Genomic DNA, 20427 nt, shown 5'->3' with positions numbered 1-20427 from the left:
ATAGAGCGTCACCCACTCAGGACACCGATCCGCCATGAATTCGACCGAAACCAAGCCCCCCTTTCTGGTTTTTGCCGCTCCGGACATCCAGGAACCCGAGATTGCGGAGGTGGAGGCCTGCCTACGTTCGGGTTGGCTGGGAACCGGTCCGAGGGTCGCTCGTTTCGAGTCCGATTTCGCCCGCTATAAGGGCATCGAGCCGCAGCTGGTCGCAGGCGTGAACTCCTGCACCGCCGCGATGCACGTCAGCATGGTCGCAGCGGGCCTGGAGCCGGGCAGTGAAGTCATCACCACACCGCTGACTTTCTGTGCGACCGTCAACTCGATCATCCATGCCGGCCTGGCGCCGGTCCTCGCCGATGTCGATCCGGTCACCCAGAACATCGATCCGGATGCGATCGAAGCGGCGATCACGCCGCGCACGCGAGCCATTCTGCCGGTGCATTTCGCCGGGCGCCCTTGCAACATGGATCGCATCATGGCGATTGCGAACAAACACAACCTGATGGTGATCGAAGACTGCGCGCATTCCATCGAAAGCGAATACCGCGGCCAGAGGACAGGTACGTTCGGCGACTTCGGCTGCTTCAGCTTCTACGTCACCAAGAACGTCGTAACCGGCGAAGGCGGCCTCATCGTCGGCCGCAATGCCGAATTGATCGCCCGCGCGCGAATGCTGGCCCTGCACGGAATGAGCCAGGACGCCTGGCACCGTTTCAGCGACAAGGGTTACAAACACTATCAAGTCGTCGAGTGCGGCTTCAAATACAACATGATGGATCTGCAAGCCTCGATCGGACTGCACCAACTCGCACGGGTGGAACAGAGCTGGCAGCGGAGACAGGAGTTGTGGGCGGGCTACGGCCACGCGCTTGCGGAGCTGCCGCTGGGCTTGCCTGCCGATCCGGAAAGCCATACCCGGCATGCGTTCCACCTCTACACGGTGATGATCGATCCTGCCCGCGCAGGGATCGAACGCGACACCTTCCTGAATCGCATGAATGCCCACGGCGTTGGTACCGGGGTGCATTATCTGTCCGTTGCCGAGCACCCTTACTATCGCGAGCGTTTCGGTTGGGACCCAGACCAGTGGCCGAATGCCAGAAGGATCGGACAGCAGACCGTGAGCCTGCCGCTTTCGCCCAAGCTCAGCGACTCGGACCTGGAGCGGGTGGTCGATGCGGCGACCCGCGCGCTGACGAGCTGACGAACGAGTCGCGATTGCCTGCTTTATGACCACCCCGCCCCTTAGCACCGACGAGCCCGTAGGCGCAGCGACGACGACGCGCCCGGGTCGCCCCTCGGGCCCGGTCCGCAAGGCCTTGACCTGGCTGCTCGTGCTGGGAGCGCTGGCCTTCCTGGCTCACGCGCTCGAACCGGAAGTCTCGGTGGTCGGCAAGTCCATGGCCGCGATCGGTTGGCAGCAGGTGCTGCTGGCCGTGCTGGTCGCCGTCCCGATGTATGCGATCAAGGGTTGCTACCACCTCGGCCTGCTCGACCGCGTCGCCGGGGAGCGCAGTTCCCGCCGGACCGGGTTGCCGATCTATCTGCAGGCCCAGATCGTGCGCTACCTGCCCGGCAAAGTCTGGGGTATTGTCTACCAAAGCCAGCGCATGTCGGGCACCCATCGCGCGAGCGAGGTGGTGATCGCCAATTTATGGCAAATGGCCACGACCAATGCGCTCGCCGCGGGACTGGTCGTCGCGCTGATGCTCGCTTTTCGCTACTCCCATGCCTGGCTGTTGCTGCTCGTTCCGGTGATCGCTTCGGTGGAATGGATGCATCGTCATCCGGCCATCGAGTCCTGGATGCTGAAACAGCTGTCCCGCTTTCTGCCTCGCCTGGCGCCGCTGACGAGCAGCCGGCCGTTGCCGCCGATGCCCTGGAAAGGCACCGCGCTGCTCTGTTCGGAATGGATTTTCTATTTCGCGTCGTTTGCGATCATGCTGCATGGCCTGGCGGACTGGCCCGAGCGGCTGCTGCTCGGAACCTGGTACGGCGGCGCCTCGATCCTCGCCTTGGCCGCTTTCGTTGTTCCCGCCGGCATCGCCGTGCGCGAGGCGATTTTCGTCGCGGCGCCCGGATTGACCGGGGCGGATGCGGCGACCCTGGCCGTCACCGCGACCCTGGCCAGGCTGGTGTTTCTCGGTGCGGAAATCGCGGCCGCCGCACTGTCCAGCGCGTGGATGCTCGGAGCCCGACGTGAGCCAGGCTGATCGAGAGCAGCGCGCCTACTGGAACTCGTTGGCCTCAATCGATCCCGATGCGGCGATCATCGATCCCCTGGACAGCCGCGGCCACAAGAACAAATATCTGGCGGCCATCCGCAACAGCGCATTTCTAGCCGCATTGAAACGCCGCGGCATCGAATCGGGTTGTCTGCTCGACCTCGGCTGCGGAACCGGCAGTTCCACCCGGCCCTTGCTCGATGCCGGCTACACCATGCTCGGTGTCGATATCGCCGCGGACCTGTTGCGGCATGCCCGGGCACGATGTGGCGATCAGAACTGCCTTTTCGTAGCCATCGACGGCAAACAACTGCCGCTGGCCCCGGGCACGGTCGATGGGGTCATGGTCTATGTGGTCCTGAGCTACCTCGTCGACGACGATCAGGCCAGGGCCTTGCTCGTATCCGTTCGAAACGCGATGAAGCCGGGCGGATCGCTGATCATGATAGAGCAGGCGCGTACGCGCCGATGCGTCACCGAGAAGGGGCTGAAAGTACAACGGACCCGAGAGGAGTGGCAGGCACTGCTGCGCTCGGCCGGGTTTAGCGCGGAGCGATCCTCCGTGCTTCGGCACGGGCGTTTTCCGAGCACTCCGCTGATCGCCATGGGTCTGGTCCCTCGCGCGCTATGGCCGATGCTGCGCGCTGCAGAGGCCGGCATCGCGGCGGTCACCGGCGTCTGGCCGTGGGATTACGCAGAGGTGCTGTTCGAGGCTCGGGCATGATCGCGATCATAGGCGGCGGACCGGCCGGCATCGCGCTTGCGACAGCGCTCGACCGGCTGGGCCTGAACTACGAATTGTTCGAGGCTCGCGAGTTGGGGGCGACCTGGCGGGCCGCGCCGCCCGACCTGCGCGTCCTCAGTCCGTGGTGGACGAACGTGCTGTCGTTCGGCGACGTGCTGCGTGGGAATCCGTTTCGCAAGCCGCATGCGGGCGAATACCTGGATCACCTGTTGCGCATCGCAAAGCGGCTACGCGGAACAATCCATGAGAACAACGAAGTCCTCGGGATCGAAGAGGACGGCAACGGCAACTGGAACGTCCGCACGGCACACGGCATCTCGCCGGGTTATTCGTCGGTCGCGATGGCAACCGGCTATTTCTTTTCGCCGTCGTGGCCGTCCCCGCCCCTGATCGAAGACGGTTCCGTTCGCATTCTCCACGCCTCGGAGATCAGCGACTACGCCCAACTGGAGCAATTGCGTTCGGGCGACCGGCCGGTGGTGGTGGTCGGCAGGCGGGTCACCGCGGGGCAACTGATGCTGGAGCTGCATGATCGCGGCATTCCTTGCGCGTTGAGCTTGCGCTCGCCGATCGAATTCCGACGTCACGGCTTCATAGCCAGCATTCGCGAAACCGTCTATTTCTTCTGGGAAGAGCTGCAGGCTCGATTGAGGCCCGGAATCAAACGCCCCTCCTACCCGGTTATGGACGGAGGACGCAATCGGGGGTTGGTCGAAAGCGGAAAGGTCGAGGTGTGGCCCACGCTCAAGCGAATCGAGAACGGCGAAATCGTCCTCGACGATGGCCGACGGGCGCACGCCGCTGCGGTGATCATGGCGACCGGGTATCGCGCGCTACTCGATCTATTGCCCCGCCCCGTCACTCGCGACGGATTCGACGTGCCACTCAACAGCCGATTCGAAGTGCAGAGCCTGCCCGGCGTGTATCTGCTGGGCTTCGACAATCTCTACGACCATCGCAGCCGCTATCTACGGGGAATCCGCTTCGACGCGGCGCGGCTGGCGAAGGTGCTAGCCGCCCGTCGAACCCCGGCGGATTGAGCCCAGCTTGTTCGACAAGCGCAATGCCGCGGCGAAAGCCCGCGCACGCAGGGGATTCAGCGCGAGATCGCTGACCAACAGCGGGGCGTCGCTGCCGCCCCATGCGCGCTTGTAGGCCCCAAGACTACCTTGGCCGGCCGGCGATGGCAGGAAATCGAAACTGCTCATCCCGGCATCGCGCGCGCAGCGCAACATCGTCAGGAACAATTGATCGGAGGGATAGTGCCCGCGGGCTTCCGGCAGATGCGCGCCATGCATGTAGCACGCTCGCTTGCCGCGAAATCCGGTGCAGACGAAGCCGGATATCGTCCCGTCCAACACCGCCACCAGCGCGGCATGCGGCGCAATGGACTCGAAGTAGGCTTCGGTGTAGCGCGCCGCGCCGCTATGGCGATGCAGCGTCGAAAGATACAAACGATGCAGATGGACGCCGTCGCCCCGGCGCCCTGCCCGGATCTCGAGCTCCGACCTGACCAGACGATTCGCTGCCCGACGCGCTTTCTCCCAACTGCGCTCGTTCCATTCGCCCAGAGCCGGGATGACGATGCTGCCGAGATCATGTCGGGCGAAAACCCGCGCATCTTCGCACACACGCTCCGCCTGGACCCGTATCAAGTCCGCGCGCAAACCGCGGGCGGCATCGACTCTTGCGGCCAAGGCCTCTGCGCCGATGTCCTGTGCGCCGATCAGGAAGTCCGGATAGGCGACCCGGAAAGGGCCGGCGCGAAAACACGCGACCGAGCCGCCTTGCTGTCCGGGCAGCCGGCGTATCTGCGCACCGAGCCCGTCGCGAAGCGCATCCATCCAATGATCCGAGTCCAGGTCAATCATGGCTGGCGATCCGCTGGGCGATCCTCTCTAGCGAGAAGCGTTCGTTCATGCTGCCCAGGGCGCCATCGTCGTGACCGGAATGAAGGCAGGCGCGAATCGCATCGGCAAAGGCATCGGCATCGACGCTTAGTGCCAGCCATCCGGTTCCTTCCCTGATCAGACTCGGCAAATCGCCGACCGGCATCGAAACCACGGGAAGCGCGAACTTCATCGCATCGGAGAACACCACCGGAATGCTTTCGATGCGCGAGGGCAAAAGCAGGCGATCCGCCTCGCCGAACGCTCGCGAAGCTTGTTCGCGATCGAGATATCCGCTGAGACGGACCGGCCGGCCGGCGGCCCGCAGCGCCGCGACGCCCTCAGTGACCTCGTCCTTCAGCGGCCCACCACCGGCGAGGTGAACTTCGTCGATGCGCGCCCAATCTTCGTCGCCGAGGAGCGCCAAGGCGGCGATCAAGAGGTCGACCCCCTTGTTCGGATGCCAGCGGCCGAGAAACAGCAAACGATACGGCGCGGCCCTCGACACCGGACGCAACCGCACCGCAGTCAATTTCCGCGTACTAGGAAGAAAGTCGAACCGGCGCCCCGTAACCCGTTCGGCATCCTGCCCCAAGCGCATACCGTCGGCGTAAGCCTGGGCTGCATCACGCGATACGCCTCGCAAGAACCCTCGAATCAGGGGGATGCGACCGAGCGACCAGATGTCGCTGCCTAAGGCCCACACACTGTACGGGATCCCGCTCTTGCGCTTTAACGCACGCGCGGCCCATCCCGAGGGCAACACCCAGAATGCGAGCGCATGCCGAATACGCGCGTCGCCGTTCGCGGCCAACACCGTTCGCCGCAGCGAGCGCAAGGTCCGCACGATTGCCAGCCAATTACGCGGATCGCCCGGCGACAACAACGACAGGGGCTTATCGGGAGCTTCGAACGACCATACCTCGACGGCCCCATGCATGCCGACCTCTTCCGAGCGCCCGGGCGCTACGACTCTGACCGGCATCAGGCCGGCGAGCTCTTGCGCAAGATCGGATACGAAGGCACCGGCCGCCTCGCTTCCGTCGCCTGCGCGCGCATAGGAAGTGGTGATCAACAGGGCGACATCGGCGCCGCTCATGATTCGCTGACAGCTCGCCGACGGCTCATGGCCTGTCGGCGCGGGTATAGGTAAGCGAGGTAATCTGCTCCGACACCAGACCGATCAGGAAGACGATCACCGACGCACTGAGCATCAAAGCGCTCATGTTGGTAAATCTCCCCTGGGTAGCGAAGGTCCAGGCGTAATGCCCCAGCCCGAGCATGGCAAAGCTCACCGCGGCGGGCGCGAACAACTTAAGCGGCGAATACAGCGTGGCGATCTTGAAAATGATGAGCAAGAAGCGGACGCCGTCGCGCAAGGGGCGGATATGACTTTGGGTGCCGACCCGGCGCGCAACCTCGATCGGCACGTAGGTGACCGGATAGGCGCTGCGGAAAAATGCCATCGTGCTCGTGGTCGGGTAGCTGAAACCGTTAGGCAGCAGATGCAGGAATTCGCGGAACTTGGCCGCGCGCACGGCCCGGAAACCCGAGGTCAGGTCCTGGATCTTGTGCCCGGTCATCCAACTGGCCAGGCGGTTGTACAGGGCATTCGCGGCGCCGCGGCCGACGCTGGCCTGACCGCCGGAATTGCGCGCGCCCACGGCCATGTCATAGCCCGCCTCGAGCCGCTCCAGCAGTAGCCGGATATGGGCCGGGTCGTGCTGGCCGTCGGCATCCATGAACACGATGACCTCGCCGCTGGCGGCTCTGGCGCCACGCTTGATCGCGGCGCCGTTGCCCATCGAATAGGGCGAAGACAATACTTGGGCACCCAGGCCCGTCGCGACCGCGGCGGTGTCGTCGGTCGAACCATCGTCGACTACGATGATTTCGGCGCCGGGCAGGGCCTGGCGCAGGGCTGGCAGGGTGCGGCGAAGCCCTTCCGACTCGTTTTTGGCCGGCAAAACTACAGATACGTGCATGTTCTCTCCCCGAAGGCGCAGGATAGCCTGTCCGCACTGGAGCTAGAACCGTCCGACTCCAGAAAAGCGACAGCGGTCAGCTCGCCAAGGTCTGAGATTGAGGTAAAGTCAGGGTGGGGAAAACTGAGGGCTGAAATGTCCAGCGTCGCGACCGCCAACTTGGTGGGTATCACCGGCATTGCCCGGCGTTTGGTCTTGGATGGAGCTTTGGACGAGGTCAAGGCACGCGAAGCCATGGCCGCGGCCAGCGCCGAGCGCAAACCGCTGGCCACCTACCTGGCCGAGCATCGGCTTGCCACCTCCGCTCAATTGGCCGCCGCCAACTCGATCGAGTTCGGCGTGCCGCTGTTCGATCCCAGCACCCTGGACCCGAGTCAATCGGCAGTGCGGGCGATCAGTGAGGAGCTGATTCGCAAACACAGCGCACTGCCGCTGTTCAAGCGCGGCAACAAATTGTTCATCGGCCTGGCCGACCCGACCAATACCGCCGCCCTGGACGAGATCAAGTTCCAGACCAATGCCGCGGTTGAAGCGATCCTGGTCGATGAGGAGCTGATCCGACGGACCCTGGACCGTTGGCTCGAGAACTCCGACGCCCTCGCCAACGCGGTCGGCGACAGCGATGGGCTCGACACTCTGGAGATCGGCAAGGACGACGATCTCAGCACGACCAGCGACACCGGCATCGACGCCAAGGGCGACGACACCCCGGTCGTCAAGTTCATCAACAAGGTCCTGGTCGATGCGATCCGCCGCGGCGCTTCGGACATCCACTTCGAGCCCTACGAGACCGACTACCGGGTGCGCCTGCGCATCGACGGCCTGCTCAAGCAGGTCGCCAAGGTCCCGAACAAGCTGCACTCGCGCATCGCCGCGCGCCTGAAGGTCATGGCGCAGCTCGACATCGCCGAGAAGCGCGTGCCGCAAGATGGACGCATCAAGCTCAATCTGTCCAAGACCAAGCAGATCGACTTCCGTATGAGCACCTTGCCGACGCTGTTCGGCGAGAAGATCGTGCTGCGTATCCTCGACGGCAGCGCCGCCCGCCTCGGCATCGAGAAGCTCGGCTACGAGGATTACCAGAAAGAATTGTTCATCAATGCCGTGGTCAAGCCCTACGGCATGGTGCTCGTGACCGGCCCGACCGGCTCGGGCAAGACAGTCTCGTTGTACACCGCGCTGAACATTCTCAACGACGAGCAACGCAACATCTCCACGGTCGAAGACCCGGTCGAAATCCGCGTGCCCGGCATCAACCAGGTGCAGATGAACGTCAAACGCGGCATGACCTTCGCCGCCGCGCTGCGCAGCTTCCTGCGCCAGGATCCGGACGTGATCATGGTGGGCGAAATCCGCGACCTGGAGACCGCCGAGATCGCGATCAAGGCCGCCCAGACCGGCCACATGGTGCTGTCGACCCTGCACACCAACGACGCACCGCAGACCATCGCCCGCCTCATGAACATGGGCGTCGCGCCCTATAACATCACCTCGTCGGTGACCCTGGTCATCGCCCAGCGCCTCGCCCGCCGTCTGCATGACTGCAAGCGCGAGGTGCATCTGCCGGAACACGCCCTGCTCGCCGAAGGCTTCAGTGCGGAAGAGATCGCGTCCGGATTCAAGCTGTACGAGCCGGCGGGATGCCCGGACTGCACCGAAGGCTACAAGGGACGTACCGGCATCTACCAGGTCATGCCCATGACCGACGAAATCCAGGCCATCGTGCTGGAGGGCGGCAACGCGATGCAGATCGCGGCCGCCGCCATCAAGTCCGGCGTGAACGACTTGCGCCGCTCCGCACTGATCAAGGTGATGAACGGCGTCACCGGCCTGGCCGAAATCAACCGCGTAACCAAGGACTAAATCATGTCCGCGACCCGACCCGCCACCCGTACCGCAGCCAAGCAAGCCCCCGCGGTACGCCGCGCCAACCCGCTGGACATGTTTGTCTGGCAGGGCACCGACAAGCGCGGCATCGTCATGAAGGGCGAGCAAGCGGCGAAGAACGCCAACCTGCTGCGTGCCGAACTGCGCCGCCAAGGCATCACCCCGACGGTGGTCAAGCTGAAGGGCAAACCCCTGTTCGGCGCGAGCGGCAAGCGCATCACGCCGGGCGAGATCGCGATCTTTAGCCGTCAGATCGCCACGATGATGAAATCGGGCGTGCCGATCGTGACCTCGCTGGAAATCATCGGCGAAGGGCACAAGAACCCACGCATGAAGACCTTGCTCAACACCATCCGCGCCGATATCGAAAGCGGCTCGTCGTTGAATGAATCGTTGTCCAAGCATCCGGTCCAGTTCGACGAACTGTACCGAAACTTGGTCAAGGCCGGCGAATCGGCCGGTGTGCTCGAGACCGTGCTGGACACGATCGCGAGCTACAAGGAAAACATCGAGACCCTCAAGGGCAAGATCAAGAAGGCCCTGTTCTATCCCGCGACCGTCGTCGCCGTCGCGATCCTGGTCAGCGCGATCCTGCTGATCTTCGTGGTGCCGCAGTTCCAGGCCACCTTCAAGAGCTTCGGCGCCGATCTGCCGGCGTTCACCTTGATGGTCATCGGCATGAGCGACTTCATGATCAAGTGGTGGTGGGCGATCCTGCTCCTCGTGGTCGGCGCCGCCATCGCCTTCATCATGACCAAGAACCGCTCGCCGGCATTCGCTCACTTCCTCGACCGGGCCATGCTCAAGATCCCGGTGGTCGGGCAGATCCTGCACAACGCCGCGATCGCCCGCTTCGCCCGCACCCTCGCCGTGACCTTCCGCGCCGGCGTGCCGCTGGTCGAGGCCCTCGACACGGTCGCGGGCGCGACCGGCAACGTGGTCTATGAAAAGGCCGTGTACCGGATCCGCGACGACGTCTCAGTCGGCTATCAGGTCAACATGGCGATGAAGCAGGTCAACCTGTTCCCGCACATGGTGGTGCAGATGACCGCCATCGGCGAAGAGGCCGGCGCGCTCGACACCATGCTGGTCAAGGTCGCCGAGTTCTACGAGCAGGAGGTCAACAACGCCGTCGACGCGCTGTCGAGCCTGTTGGAACCGCTGATCATGATCATCCTGGGCGTCATCGTCGGCGGCATGGTGGTCGCGATGTACCTGCCGATCTTCAAACTTGCTGCGACGGTCTGATCGGGGAAGTATCCTTTCCGCATGGCATTCCTAGATCAGAACCCCGGCCTCGGGTATCCGCTCGCGGCCGGTTTCGGGCTGCTGCTCGGCAGTTTCCTCAACGTCGTCATCCTGCGCCTGCCCAAGCGGCTGATGTGGCAGTGGAAGAAAGACGCGCGCGAAATCCTGGAGCTGCCGGAGGTCTACGACCCGCCGCCGCCCGGGATCGTGGTCGAGCGCTCGCATTGCCCGCACTGCAAGCATCAGCTGTCCTGGTACGAGAACATTCCGCTGTTCAGCTACCTGGTCCTGCGCGGGCGCTGCCGCAGCTGCAAGACCCCGATCTCGATCCAGTACCCGGCGGTCGAGCTGCTGACCATGCTGCTGATGGTGGCCTGCGTCTGGCGCTTCGGCTTCGGCTGGCAGGGCTTCGGCGCGATGGTCTTCACCGGCTTCCTGATCGCGATGTCGGGCATCGACTTCAAGACCCAGCTGCTGCCCGACCAACTGACCCTGCCGCTGATGTGGCTGGGCATCGTCGCCAGCAGCGACAACCTGTATTTCCAGACCAAGCCGGCGGTGCTCGGCGCGATCGCCGGCTATATGAGCCTGTGGCTGGTCAATTGGGTCTATAAGCAGTACCAGGTGGTGGTCAGAAGGGTCAAAGACCCGCACGAGGGCATGGGCCACGGCGACTTCAAGCTGCTCGCCGCGATCGGCGCCTGGGTCGGCCTCAAGGGCGTCCTGCCGACGATCCTGTTGTCGTCCTTCGTCGGCGCCGTGATCGGTTCGATCTGGCTGGCGGTCAAGGGTCGCGACATGGGCATTCCGATCCCGTTCGGCCCGTACCTGGCCATTGCCGGCTGGCTGACCTTCTTCTGGGGCGAGTCCCTGCTCCAGGCCTATCTGCAGTTCTCCGGCCTCGCCTGAGCCATGGCGGCGTTCTGCGTCGGCGTCACCGGCGGCGTGGCTTCGGGGAAAAGCGAAGTCACCCGGCATTTCGAAGCACTGGGCATCGTCGTGGCCGATGCCGATCTGGCCGCGCGTGCGGCAGTCGCAGCCGGCAGCGCCGGGCTGGCTGAAGTAGTCGCCGAGTTCGGCGCGGCCGTCCTGGATGCTCAAGGCGCGCTCGACCGCGCCGCCATGCGCAAACTCGTATTCGGCGACGACGGCGCACGGCGCCGCCTCGAAGCCATCGTCCACCCGCGTGTGCGCTCGATGCTGCGCGACCACTGTGCGGACGCGCCCGGCGCCTACGCCATCGCGGCGATTCCTCTGCTGGCCGAAGGCGGCGGACGCGACGCCTATCCGTGGTTGGACCGCGTGCTGGTGGTCGACGTGCCGGTCGATATCCAGCAAGCCCGGGTGATGCAGCGCGACCGCATCGACGGCGAACTCGCCGCGCGCATGATCGCGGCCCAGGCCAGCCGCGGCGAGCGGCTCGCGATTGCCGACGACGTCATCGTCAATGATGGCCCGATCGAGGCCTTGGCGGCCCAGGTCGCGGCCTTGGACCGCCGCTATCGGGCCTTAGCTTCGAGCCGCGCGGCCGGTTGAATCCGCTGCGGTGCGGACGATCCGGATCGATCCGGACCGGCGGCCGGTAACTAACTCGCGACCCAAAGGCCCCGAATGGCGGCGATGCCCTGCGCGCCGTAGCGACGCGCTTCGGCCACTTCGTCTGGGACCAGGCCGCCGATCGCATAGATCGGCAGCGAGACCGACTCACGCAAGACCGAGAACGCCTCCCAGCCGATGCCCAACACGCCGGGGTGGCTCGGCGTCGGCTTGATCGAGCCGACCACGGCGAAGTCGCAGCCCAAGGCCTGGGCCGCTTTCAGCTCGTCGGCGTCGTGGCAGGAGGCCGCCAAGGGCATCCCGGCCGGGACCGGCCGTTCGCCCAGCTCACGCAGTTGCACGGCACGCAGATGCAGGCCGACACCTAATGCGTTCGCCATGGCGATGTCGCCGTTGACCAGCACTTCGGCCTGCACGGCCCGGCAGCGGGCCGCGGCGGCCGCGGCCAGCCGCTGGCTGCGTTCGGCCTCGACCGTGCGCAGGCGCAGCTGCACGCGGCGTACCCCGGCCTGCAGCGAGCGCGACAGCGCATCGAGCCAGGCGACGTCGCTCTCGCCCGGCTCGGGCGTGACCAGATAGTGTTCGGATTGCTGCAATGCGGCGACCACCGGGCGATCCGCCGGCGGCATCGCATAGCTGGCCAGTTTGTGCGGCGGCACCCAGACCAGGGCCTGGCCTTCGCGGCCGCGCGCGCTGCCGCGCCATTGACGGATCTCGCGCACGTCCAGGACCAGGCGCTTGTCCGGGTAGGCCTGCGGCACGCGAATCACCGCTGCGCCGACGTCGGCCTCGATGCCCAGCTCTTCGTGCAGCTCGCGTGCAAGCGCCGCCTCGGGCGTCTCGCCGGGCTCGCGTTTGCCGCCGGGGAACTCCCACAGCCCGGCCAGATCGCGGCCTTCGGTCCGGCGCGCGAGCAGGACTCGCCCGCGCGCGTCGCGGATCACCCCCGCGACGACTTCTACCAGCCGGGAGCGGGGATTCGGGATTCGGGATTCGGAGGCGGCCAACGCTGCTGCAGCGGCCGCGTCGCCGGGAACGGATTCGGATTCCGCCTTGCGATTCCCGATTCCCGACTCCCGACTCCCGCCGTCCTCAGCCCAACTGCCCATGGCAGTGCTTGAACTTCTTGCCGCTGCCGCAGGGGCAAGGATCGTTGCGACCGGCGTTGGCGAAGGCTTCCTCGGACACCTGCGCGGCTTCCTCGTCGGCGCCGAAGCCACCGGCGGAAGCGTGCTGGAACTGCATCTGCCGCGCCTGCGCTTCGGCCTGGGCGCGTTCGAGCGCTTCCATCTCGGCGACTTCCTGCTCGCTCTGGATGCGCACGCGGGCCAGGATCGTCACCACCTCGCGCTTGACCTTGTCGAGCATCTCCGAGAACAGCTCGAAGGCTTCCTTCTTGTATTCCTGTTTGGGCTGCTTCTGCGCGTAACCGCGCAGATGGATGCCCTGGCGCAGATAGTCCATGCGCGCCAGATGCTCCTTCCAGTTCTGGTCTAGCACGTTGAGCATGATGTGCTTCTCGAGCATACGCATGGTCTCGGCACCGACCTGGCTCTCGCGGGTCGTGAAATGCGCCTCGACTGCGTCCTGCACGTTCTGGGCGACCGTCTCGGCATCGAGCTCTTCGGCCGTGCGCGCGGTCTCGACCAGCGGCACCTGCACGTTGAACTCCTGCGCGATCGTCGCTTCCAGACCCGGCAGGTCCCATTGCTCGTCGACCGAATTGGCCGGCACGTAGCGCTGGACCATGTCGGCGACCACGTCGCCGCGGATGCCCACCACGTTGTCCTGCACGCTCTCGGCTTCCAGCAGCTCGTCGCGCTGGCCGTAGATGACCTTGCGCTGGTCGTTGTTGACGTCGTCGAAGTCGAGCAGGTTCTTGCGGATGTCGAAGTTGTGGGCCTCGACCTTGCGCTGCGCGTTGGCGATCTGCTTGGTCACCAGCGGGCTTTCGATGATGTCGTCTTCCTTCAGGCCCATGCGCGCCATCACGCGCTGGACCCAATCGGCGGCGAAGATGCGCATCAGGTTGTCTTCGAGCGACAGGTAGAAGCGCGAGGAGCCCGGGTCGCCCTGGCGACCGGCGCGGCCGCGCAGCTGGTTATCGATACGACGCGACTCGTGGCGCTCGGTGCCGACGATGTGCAGGCCGCCGGACGCCTTGACCTGGTCGTGGCGCTCCTGCCAAGCCGCCTTGAGGCGCTGGTGGGTCACTTCGTCGACCGGCTCGCCGCCGTTCTGCGCGGCCAGGTCGGCGAGCTCGGCTTCGAGCGAACCGCCGAGCACGATGTCGGTACCGCGGCCGGCCATGTTGGTGGCGATGGTGATCGCACCGGGGCGACCGGCCTGGGCGATGATGTTCGCTTCGCGTTCGTGCTGCTTGGCGTTGAGCACTTCGTGCGCGACGCCGGCCTCGGTGAGTTGCTGGCTCAGCATCTCTGAGACTTCGATCGAGGTCGTACCGACCAGCACCGGCTGGCCGCGCTCGTGCGCCGCCTTGATTTCGCCGAGCACCGCGCGGTACTTGCCGGTGCGATTGAGGAACACCTGGTCGGAGTGATCCTTGCGCTGCATCGGCCGGTTGGTCGGGATCACGATCACTTCCAGGCCGTAGATGCTCTGGAATTCGTAGGCCTCAGTGTCCGCCGTACCGGTCATGCCGGCCAGCTTCTTGTACATGCGGAACAGGTTCTGGAAGGTGATCGAGGCCAGCGTCTGGTTCTCGCGCTGGACCGGCACGCCTTCCTTCGCCTCGACCGCCTGGTGCAGGCCGTCCGACCAGCGTCGGCCCTGCAGGGTGCGGCCGGTGAACTCGTCGACGATCACCACCTCGCCGTCGCGCACGATGTAGTCCACGTCGCGCTGGTAGATGGCATGCGCGCGCAGCGCGGCATTGAGGTGATGGACCACGCTGATGTTGTGGCCAGCGTACAGCGAGTCCTCGTCTTCCTGCAGGATGCCGGCCTTGCGCAGCAGGTCTTCGGCGTGTTCCTGGCCGGCTTCGGACAGATGGACCTGCTTGCCCTTCTCGTCGACCCAGTAATCGCCCTCGCCGTCTTCCTTCTCCTGGCGGATCAGCGACGGCACGATGCGGTTGACCTTGATGTACAGCTCCGGCGATTCGTCGGCCGGGCCGGAGATGATCAACGGCGTGCGCGCCTCGTCGATCAGGATCGAGTCGACTTCGTCGACGATCGCGTAATGCAGGCCGCGCTGATAGCGGTCTTCCTTCGACAGCGCCATGTTGTCGCGCAGGTAGTCGAAGCCGAATTCGTTGTTGGTGCCGTAGGTGATGTCGCTGGCGTAGGCGGCATGCTTGTCGCTGTGCTGCATGCCCGGATAGACCACGCCGACGCTCAGGCCGAGCCAGTTGTAGAGCTTGCCCATCCACGCCGAGTCGCGGCGTGCCAGGTAATCGTTGACCGTGACCACGTGCACGCCCTGGCCTTCGAGCGCGTTGAGGTAGACCGGCAGCGTGCCGACCAGGGTCTTGCCTTCGCCGGTGCGCATCTCGGCGATCTTGCCCAGATGCAGGACCATGCCGCCGATCAGCTGGACGTCGTAGTGACGCATGCCGAGCACACGCCTGGACGCCTCGCGGCAGACCGCGAACGCCTCCGGCAGCAGCTTGTCGAGCGACTCGCCGTCGGCGATGCGCTTCTGGAACTCCGGCGTCTTGGCCTGCAGCTGTGCGTCGGAGAGCTTCTGCATCTCCGGCTCGAGCGCATTGATCCTGACGACGGATCGTTGCAGTTGACGCAGCAGACGATCGTTGCGGCTGCCGAAAACGCGGGTAAGCAAGCTGTTGAGCATGAACGGGTCCGTGTAAAGCGAACGGGGTGGCACAGGCGGGACGGTTTAAGAGCGCGCCGCCGCCGGCAAGTTCCCCAGGAATCCAGACGACCAGCCTGTTCTTGCGTTTCGGCATCCCGAAAACGCAATCGGAGGCGCCGTGCGCCCCCGATCGAATCGAGCCTGGTCTTTGGCCACACGCATTCTAGCGTGGGGGGCGACCTGAACGGTATCAAGGGGGATGTGCGCCGATCGAATGTGGGACTTTGCTCAATTCCACAGTTCGGCGGATTCCCGGGGCTCGGGCGAGCCCGGTGCTCGGCGGGTTTGGACGGACTCGGCAGCCGGCTATTGACCGCCCCGCGCGGGAAGCATTTCGACTTGGATGGCTGTGGAGCCGTATCAGGTCGGTATGCGAGCCAGCGGGCATCGACCAGGACGATGCCTCTCCCGCTCGGTTGACCCGCCGCAGCGCGGCGGGCGTTCGACAGGCCCGCGAGCCAGTGGCTCGCGAGGGGATCGCTATTCGGCAGATGATCGGCCAGCGATGAGCGAATGCTCCCGCTTGGTTTTCCTCGCCCAGCCCGCCGCAGCGCGGCGGGCGTTCACCAAGCCCGCGAGCCAGTGGCTCGCGAGCGGGCTTGGTTCACCCCCTCAGCGGGGATTGCTGGTTGAGGAACTTGAGCGGGTTCACGACCCGGCCGCCTTCCCAGACTTCGAAATGCACGTGGGCGCCGGTGGAACGGCCGCTGGAGCCGGCCTTGGCGATCTCCTGGCCGGCACGGACGAGTTCGCCGACCTTGAGCAGCAGGCTGGAGTTGTGCGCATAACGCGTCACGTAGCCGTTGCCGTGGTCGATCTCGATCACGTTGCCGTAGCCCGAACGCACGCCGGAGTAGCTGACCACGCCGTCGGCCACAGCCAGCACCGGGTCGCCCACGTCGGCCTCGAAATCGATGCCCTTGTGGAACGCGGCGCCGCCGTTGAACGGGTCGGCACGGCCGCCGAAGCCGGAGGTGATATAGCTGTTGGCGATCGGCGCACGCGAGGGCACCGCATTCATGTCGACCTGGCGATTGAACAGCAGCGACTCGAGCACCGAGAGCTGTTCGCCGGAGGCCTTGAACTGGCGATCGAGCAGGTCCATGCCGGCGTCGAGCTCGGGCTTGGCCATGTCGCGCACCGGACCGGCGCCACCGACGCCGACCGGCTTTTCGAAATCGAACTCGCCGTCCTGCAGTTGGCCGATCCGGGTCAGGCGCTCGCCGAGCGCGTTGAGACGGTTGGCTTCGGCCTGCAATTCGCCCATGCGTGCGGCGAGGGCGTTGATCTCGCGCTGCGCGTCGCGGCGCGTCGCGGTGATCTGGGCCTGCTGCTGGGTCAACTGCGCGCGTAGCATGCGGTTGTCGGCGATGCCCGCACCGGCACCGATGCTGACGCCGGTGCCGAGCAGCAATGCGATGGCGAGCGCCGGACGGCGGGAGCCGATCCGTCCGGCCTGCTGGAAGAACTCGCCCAGCCTGGCTCGTGTGTTGTCTACGATGGTTTTATAGGTCATGTGTCCGATGTCTTATTCCAAGCCCAAGCCGCCGTCGCGCGGCCCCTCTAAGCCGCGCATCGCCTTGGATGCACTGCTCGAAGACCCCGCTGGCAACCCGATCCGCCGAGCCCTATGGCTCGACGAACTGGACCGTCGGTTACGCCCCTACCTGCCGCCTTCGCTCGCCGCGCACGCGCGGTTGGCCAATTTCGAACGCGGCAGGCTCGTGTATGTCGTCGATGCTCCGGTGTGGCGCGCCAAATTGAGGCTCGCAGCTCCGGAACTGCTCGACGCAGCCCGATCCGTCGGGCTGGAAGCGGCCGAATTCGTCGTCAAGACGACGATTCCCATGCCGGCGGCAGCGCCGGTGAGGAAGGCCAAACCCATGTCGGCTGCGACGCAAGAAGCGCTGCAAGCCGCGCTGGCATCGCTGAAGAAACCTGATCCGTCAGGGCCCAGCGACGCCGGCTGACACTCGGGGCGGTCCGCGTCGTCGACGCAAACCGGCGGGGGTCCGAGAGCCGGGGTCGGAGAATCCTACTGGCCCTACCCCTCGGCTTTGTTAAAGAGCCGGAAGCATTTCAGAAAGGTTTCGTTAGAAATTAGTTAAGACGTCACGCGCCGTTCACGAGTGTGATCGCGTTAACGTTCTTGATTTTCCGGGCCGGGCGCCGGTCGCGCATTCAGTTTCGGGCGCCGTTTACCGGCCTCCGCACCCGGCCCGATCAGGCCGGCGCGAGTTCCCGATCGGGCCCGAACAGGCCCAATCAAGCCGAATCAGGCCGGAATGGGCTCGCCGTAGGCCACCGGAGTCGGCTCCGAGCCGGTATAGGTGACCTGCTCCCAAGCCGAGCGTTCGGCCAGCAGGGCGCGCACGAGCTTATTGTTGAGCGCGTGGCCGGACTTGTAGCCCTCGTAGGCGCCGATGATCGCGTGGCCTGCGAGGTAGAGATCGCCGACCGCGTCGAGGATCTTGTGGCGGACGAATTCGTCGGCGTAACGCAGGCCGTCGTCGTTGAGCACGCGGAACTCGTCGAGCACAATCGCATTGTCCATCGAGCCGCCAAGGCCGAGGTTGCGCTCGCGCATGTATTCCAGGTCGCGCATAAAGCCGAAGGTGCGGGCGCGGCTGACTTCGCGGATGTAGTTCTCGGTCGAAAACTCGACCTGCGCGCGCGACTGCGCCGCCGGAATCGCCGGATGGTCGAAGACCACGGTGAAACCCAGGCGGAAACCGTCGAAGGGCTCGAAACGGGCGACCTTGTCGCCGTCGCGCACCTCGACCGGATGCTTGATGCGGATGAAGCGCTTGGGCGCGTCCTGCTCGGCGATGCCCGCCGACTGCAGCAGGAACACGAACGGACCGGCCGAGCCGTCCATGATCGGCACTTCCGGTGCCGACAGTTCGACATAGCAATTGTCGATGCCGAGCCCGGCCATCGCCGACAGCAAGTGTTCGACCGTCATGACCTTGCCGGCGCCGTAGGTCAGGCCCGTGCACAGAGTGGTCTCGGTGACCAGGTCGGCGCGCGCAGGCAGCTCCACCACCGGGTCGAGATCGACGCGGCGGAACACGATGCCGGTATCGGTCGGCGCCGGGCGCAGGGTGAGAAAAACCTTCTCGCCGCTGTGCAGGCCCACGCCGGTGGCGCGGATCACATTCTTGAGGGTGCGCTGACGCAGCATGGTCGTGGGGAGACTTTCCGCGGACATGGAGTGTTGGTGTCGGCATCGGTCCGCAAAGCCTGCGGACGCGAAGGGGACCGACCACTGGATGGGGGTGAAACGAAGCCGCGCAAGATTAGCACGCGCAACCCTGAACCTGAACGGAAAGGACACAGTGTCCCGCCGTTGTCAACAGCGTTCGTCAAACTGACCGGTCGACCGCCCCGAGGGGTAGGGCCGACCGGCCCAAAAGCCCCCTGCGCCGGGGCGCGGGGGCAAGATGCCTGAGGCCGGGGACGAGTCCGGCCCGAGGGTGTTCCTTGAAGCAGGAACGAGTCGAGAACAGTGAGGAGTGAGCGAAAGCCGCCCTACTCGTTTCTCACTCCTGCCCACTCATTCCTGGCTCCAACGCTTCAATCCGCCTGGCGGCGCAGGAACGCCGGGATGTCCAGGTAGCTGTTGTCGCTGCCGAAGTCCGCCACGGCCGGGCCGGTCGGTTCCTGGCGCGAGCTGCCGCGCAGGCTGCCGCCGAAGCTCGGCATCGGCGCATGGCCGACATCGTCCATCGCCGAGAACTCCGGCTGGCCGGTGGTCGCGTTGCGCACCAGCTGGATCGGCGCGCGCTGCGATTCGCGGTCGTGGCCGTGACCGCGCACCGACTGCTTGGCGGCGACGCGGTTGAGGCCGGTGGCGACCACGGTGACCTTGACCTCGTCCTGCATGTCCGGGTCGAGCACGGTGCCGATGACCACCGTCGCGTCTTCGGAAGCGAAGTTCTCGATGGTGCGGCCGACTTCGTCGAACTCGGCCATGGTGAAGTCCGGACCGGCGGTGATGTTGACCAGGATGCCGTTGGCGCCGGCCAGGTTGACGTCGTCGAGCAGCGGGTTCTGGATCGCCGATTCGGCCGCGGCCTGGGCGCGGTCGTCGCCGCGTGCGGCGCCGGTGCCCATCATCGCCAGACCCATCTCGCTCATGACCGTGCGCACGTCGGCGAAGTCGACGTTGATCAGGCCCGGACGCACGATCAGGTCGGCGATGCCCTGCACGGCGCCGAGCAGCACGTCGTTGGCGGCACGGAAGGCCTGGATCATGGTCGCGTTGCGGCCGAGCACGGTGATCAGCTTCTCGTTCGGGATGGTGATCAGCGAATCGCAGTGGTGCGACAGCTCTTCGATGCCCTTCAGCGCGACCTGCATGCGGCGGCGGCCTTCGAACGGGAACGGCTTGGTGACGACCGCGACGGTCAGGATGCCCATCTCCTTGGCGAGTTGGGCCACGACCGGCGCCGCGCCAGTGCCGGTGCCGCCGCCCATGCCGGCGGTGATGAAGACCATGTCGGCGCCGGTCAGCGCGTCCATGATGCGTTCGCGATCTTCCAGCGCGGCTTGGCGGCCGACCTCCGGATTCGCGCCTGCGCCCAGGCCCTTGGTGACGTTGCTGCCGAGCTGTAGCTGCAGCTTGGCGCCGCAGTTCTTGATCGCCTGCGCGTCGGTGTTGGCGGTGATGAACTCCACGCCGTCGACGTTGCCGCTGACCATGTGCGCCACGGCGTTACCGCCGCCGCCGCCCACGCCAACGACCTTGATGACCGCGTTCGGGGCCATTTTTTCAACCAGTTCGAAATGTGCCATGTCCTCGTCCTCTTATTAGTGCCGGGATTCGGGAATCGGGATTCGGGATTCGTAAAAGCGAAGCCCTGGTCTCGATGCCGTCCTCTCCGACGTTTTTGGTTTTTTTCTGCCGGGAATCGGGAATCGGGATTCGGGATTCGCAAAAAGCGAAGCCTTGGTCTCGATGCCGTCCTCTCCGACGTTTCGCTACTCGTTTACCGCTACTGCCGTTGCCACAACCTGCCAGTGCTGTTGCTCGTGCTTATTGCTGTTGCCTT

General features: G+C 65.3%; 17 protein-coding genes. 9 read left to right on the top strand and 8 right to left on the bottom strand.

Annotated elements, in window-relative coordinates:
- Positions 1-34 precede the first annotated feature (34 nt).
- The 4 genes from EX88_RS0108740 to EX88_RS0108725 all read left to right on the top strand — a co-directional run bounded on the left by EX88_RS0108740 (position 35) and on the right by EX88_RS0108725 (position 4013).
- Positions 35-1207: a DegT/DnrJ/EryC1/StrS family aminotransferase gene (locus tag EX88_RS0108740; RefSeq protein ID WP_031371620.1), complete on the top strand. Its 1173-nt coding sequence runs from the start codon at positions 35-37 to the stop codon at positions 1205-1207.
- 115 nt (positions 1208-1322) lie between these two features.
- Positions 1323-2216, top strand: a complete 894-nt coding sequence (locus tag EX88_RS0108735; RefSeq protein ID WP_031371619.1) for a lysylphosphatidylglycerol synthase domain-containing protein — start codon at positions 1323-1325, stop codon at positions 2214-2216.
- Complete coding sequence (locus tag EX88_RS24425; protein ID WP_051884763.1) at positions 2203-2952, top strand: class I SAM-dependent methyltransferase; 750 nt, start codon at positions 2203-2205, stop codon at positions 2950-2952. Before EX88_RS0108735 ends, EX88_RS24425 begins: the two co-directional genes overlap by 14 nt.
- Positions 2949-4013 carry an NAD(P)-binding domain-containing protein gene (locus tag EX88_RS0108725; protein WP_031371617.1) on the top strand — a complete coding sequence of 355 codons (1065 nt, stop codon included), beginning with the start codon at positions 2949-2951 and terminating at the stop codon, positions 4011-4013. Before EX88_RS24425 ends, EX88_RS0108725 begins: the two co-directional genes overlap by 4 nt.
- Here EX88_RS0108725 and EX88_RS0108720 read toward each other — a convergent pair.
- Genes EX88_RS0108720 through EX88_RS0108710 form a run of 3 tightly spaced genes read right to left on the bottom strand, consistent with a single transcriptional unit; the run spans position 3984 to position 6847 of the window.
- A complete protein-coding gene (locus tag EX88_RS0108720; protein ID WP_081930758.1) occupies positions 3984-4844 on the bottom strand; it encodes a GNAT family N-acetyltransferase in 861 nt (286 codons plus the stop codon). The genes EX88_RS0108725 and EX88_RS0108720 overlap by 30 nt on opposite strands.
- On the bottom strand, positions 4837-5961 hold the full coding sequence (locus EX88_RS0108715) for a glycosyltransferase (RefSeq protein WP_031371615.1): 1125 nt from the start codon (positions 5959-5961) through the stop codon (positions 4837-4839). Before EX88_RS0108715 ends, EX88_RS0108720 begins: the two co-directional genes overlap by 8 nt.
- 25 nt (positions 5962-5986) lie before the next feature.
- On the bottom strand, positions 5987-6847 hold the full coding sequence (locus tag EX88_RS0108710) for a glycosyltransferase family 2 protein (protein ID WP_031371614.1): 861 nt from the start codon (positions 6845-6847) through the stop codon (positions 5987-5989).
- Between the two features lie 135 nt (positions 6848-6982).
- On the opposite strand from EX88_RS0108710, the gene pilB reads away from it, so the two are divergent.
- From pilB to coaE, 4 genes are read left to right on the top strand one after another with little or no spacing between them, the layout of a single operon-like run.
- Positions 6983-8710: a type IV-A pilus assembly ATPase PilB gene (gene pilB / locus EX88_RS0108705; protein WP_031371613.1), complete on the top strand. Its 1728-nt coding sequence runs from the start codon at positions 6983-6985 to the stop codon at positions 8708-8710.
- A 3-nt stretch (positions 8711-8713) separates the two neighbouring features.
- Positions 8714-9982: a type II secretion system F family protein gene (locus EX88_RS0108700; protein ID WP_031371612.1), complete on the top strand. Its 1269-nt coding sequence runs from the start codon at positions 8714-8716 to the stop codon at positions 9980-9982.
- A 21-nt stretch (positions 9983-10003) separates the two neighbouring features.
- The gene (locus tag EX88_RS0108695) at positions 10004-10891 is read left to right on the top strand and encodes a prepilin peptidase (protein ID WP_031371611.1); all 888 of its coding nucleotides are present in this window, start codon (positions 10004-10006) and stop codon (positions 10889-10891) included.
- Between the two features lie 3 nt (positions 10892-10894).
- The gene (gene coaE / locus EX88_RS0108690) at positions 10895-11518 is read left to right on the top strand and encodes a dephospho-CoA kinase (protein WP_031371610.1); all 624 of its coding nucleotides are present in this window, start codon (positions 10895-10897) and stop codon (positions 11516-11518) included.
- Positions 11519-11568: 50 nt separating this feature from the next.
- Here coaE and EX88_RS0108685 read toward each other — a convergent pair whose 3' ends face one another.
- From EX88_RS0108685 to EX88_RS0108675, 3 genes are all read right to left on the bottom strand, one after another.
- The gene (locus tag EX88_RS0108685) at positions 11569-12525 is read right to left on the bottom strand and encodes a Nudix family hydrolase (RefSeq protein WP_031371609.1); all 957 of its coding nucleotides are present in this window, start codon (positions 12523-12525) and stop codon (positions 11569-11571) included.
- A gap of 106 nt (positions 12526-12631) precedes the next feature.
- A complete protein-coding gene (gene secA, locus EX88_RS0108680) occupies positions 12632-15352 on the bottom strand; it encodes a preprotein translocase subunit SecA (protein WP_031371608.1) in 2721 nt (906 codons plus the stop codon).
- 625 nt (positions 15353-15977) lie between these two features.
- Complete coding sequence (locus EX88_RS0108675; protein ID WP_031371607.1) at positions 15978-16889, bottom strand: M23 family metallopeptidase; 912 nt, start codon at positions 16887-16889, stop codon at positions 15978-15980.
- A 7-nt stretch (positions 16890-16896) separates the two neighbouring features.
- Between EX88_RS0108675 and EX88_RS0108670 the strand changes: the two genes are divergently transcribed.
- Entirely contained in the window at positions 16897-17343 is a 447-nt protein-coding gene (locus EX88_RS0108670) for a DUF721 domain-containing protein (protein ID WP_031371606.1), read from the top strand.
- A 305-nt stretch (positions 17344-17648) separates the two neighbouring features.
- Here the strand turns inward: EX88_RS0108670 and lpxC are convergent, their stop codons facing one another.
- Positions 17649-18557 (bottom strand): UDP-3-O-acyl-N-acetylglucosamine deacetylase, encoded by a 909-nt coding sequence (gene lpxC, locus EX88_RS0108665; protein ID WP_031371605.1) that lies wholly within the window; start codon positions 18555-18557, stop codon positions 17649-17651.
- 392 nt (positions 18558-18949) lie between these two features.
- The gene (ftsZ, locus tag EX88_RS0108660) at positions 18950-20170 is read right to left on the bottom strand and encodes a cell division protein FtsZ (protein ID WP_031371604.1); all 1221 of its coding nucleotides are present in this window, start codon (positions 20168-20170) and stop codon (positions 18950-18952) included.
- Positions 20171-20427: the final 257 nt, after the last annotated feature.

The sequence above is a fragment of the Lysobacter antibioticus genome (assembly GCF_000731095.1).
Lineage (GTDB): Bacteria > Pseudomonadota > Gammaproteobacteria > Xanthomonadales > Xanthomonadaceae > Lysobacter > Lysobacter antibioticus_B.
The sequence above is the reverse complement of the archived record's forward strand: the minus strand, read 5'-3'. Positions and strand labels throughout refer to the sequence as shown.

Excerpts from the sequence above, each read along its gene's own strand:
- EX88_RS0108740 (WP_031371620.1), top strand. The coding sequence starts at position 35 with ATGAATTCGACCGAAACCAAGCCCCCCTTTCTGGTTTTTGCCGCTCCG.
- EX88_RS0108725 (WP_031371617.1), top strand. The coding sequence starts at position 2,949 with ATGATCGCGATCATAGGCGGCGGACCGGCCGGCATCGCGCTTGCGACA.
- EX88_RS0108720 (WP_081930758.1), bottom strand. The coding sequence starts at position 4,844 with ATGATTGACCTGGACTCGGATCATTGGATGGATGCGCTTCGCGACGGG.
- EX88_RS0108715 (WP_031371615.1), bottom strand. The coding sequence starts at position 5,961 with ATGAGCGGCGCCGATGTCGCCCTGTTGATCACCACTTCCTATGCGCGC.
- EX88_RS0108710 (WP_031371614.1), bottom strand. The coding sequence starts at position 6,847 with ATGCACGTATCTGTAGTTTTGCCGGCCAAAAACGAGTCGGAAGGGCTT.
- pilB (WP_031371613.1), top strand. The coding sequence starts at position 6,983 with ATGTCCAGCGTCGCGACCGCCAACTTGGTGGGTATCACCGGCATTGCC.
- EX88_RS0108700 (WP_031371612.1), top strand. The coding sequence starts at position 8,714 with ATGTCCGCGACCCGACCCGCCACCCGTACCGCAGCCAAGCAAGCCCCC.
- EX88_RS0108695 (WP_031371611.1), top strand. The coding sequence starts at position 10,004 with ATGGCATTCCTAGATCAGAACCCCGGCCTCGGGTATCCGCTCGCGGCC.
- coaE (WP_031371610.1), top strand. The coding sequence starts at position 10,895 with ATGGCGGCGTTCTGCGTCGGCGTCACCGGCGGCGTGGCTTCGGGGAAA.
- secA (WP_031371608.1), bottom strand. The coding sequence starts at position 15,352 with ATGCTCAACAGCTTGCTTACCCGCGTTTTCGGCAGCCGCAACGATCGT.
- EX88_RS0108675 (WP_031371607.1), bottom strand. The coding sequence starts at position 16,889 with ATGACCTATAAAACCATCGTAGACAACACACGAGCCAGGCTGGGCGAG.
- EX88_RS0108670 (WP_031371606.1), top strand. The coding sequence starts at position 16,897 with ATGTCTTATTCCAAGCCCAAGCCGCCGTCGCGCGGCCCCTCTAAGCCG.
- lpxC (WP_031371605.1), bottom strand. The coding sequence starts at position 18,557 with ATGCTGCGTCAGCGCACCCTCAAGAATGTGATCCGCGCCACCGGCGTG.
- ftsZ (WP_031371604.1), bottom strand. The coding sequence starts at position 20,170 with ATGGCACATTTCGAACTGGTTGAAAAAATGGCCCCGAACGCGGTCATC.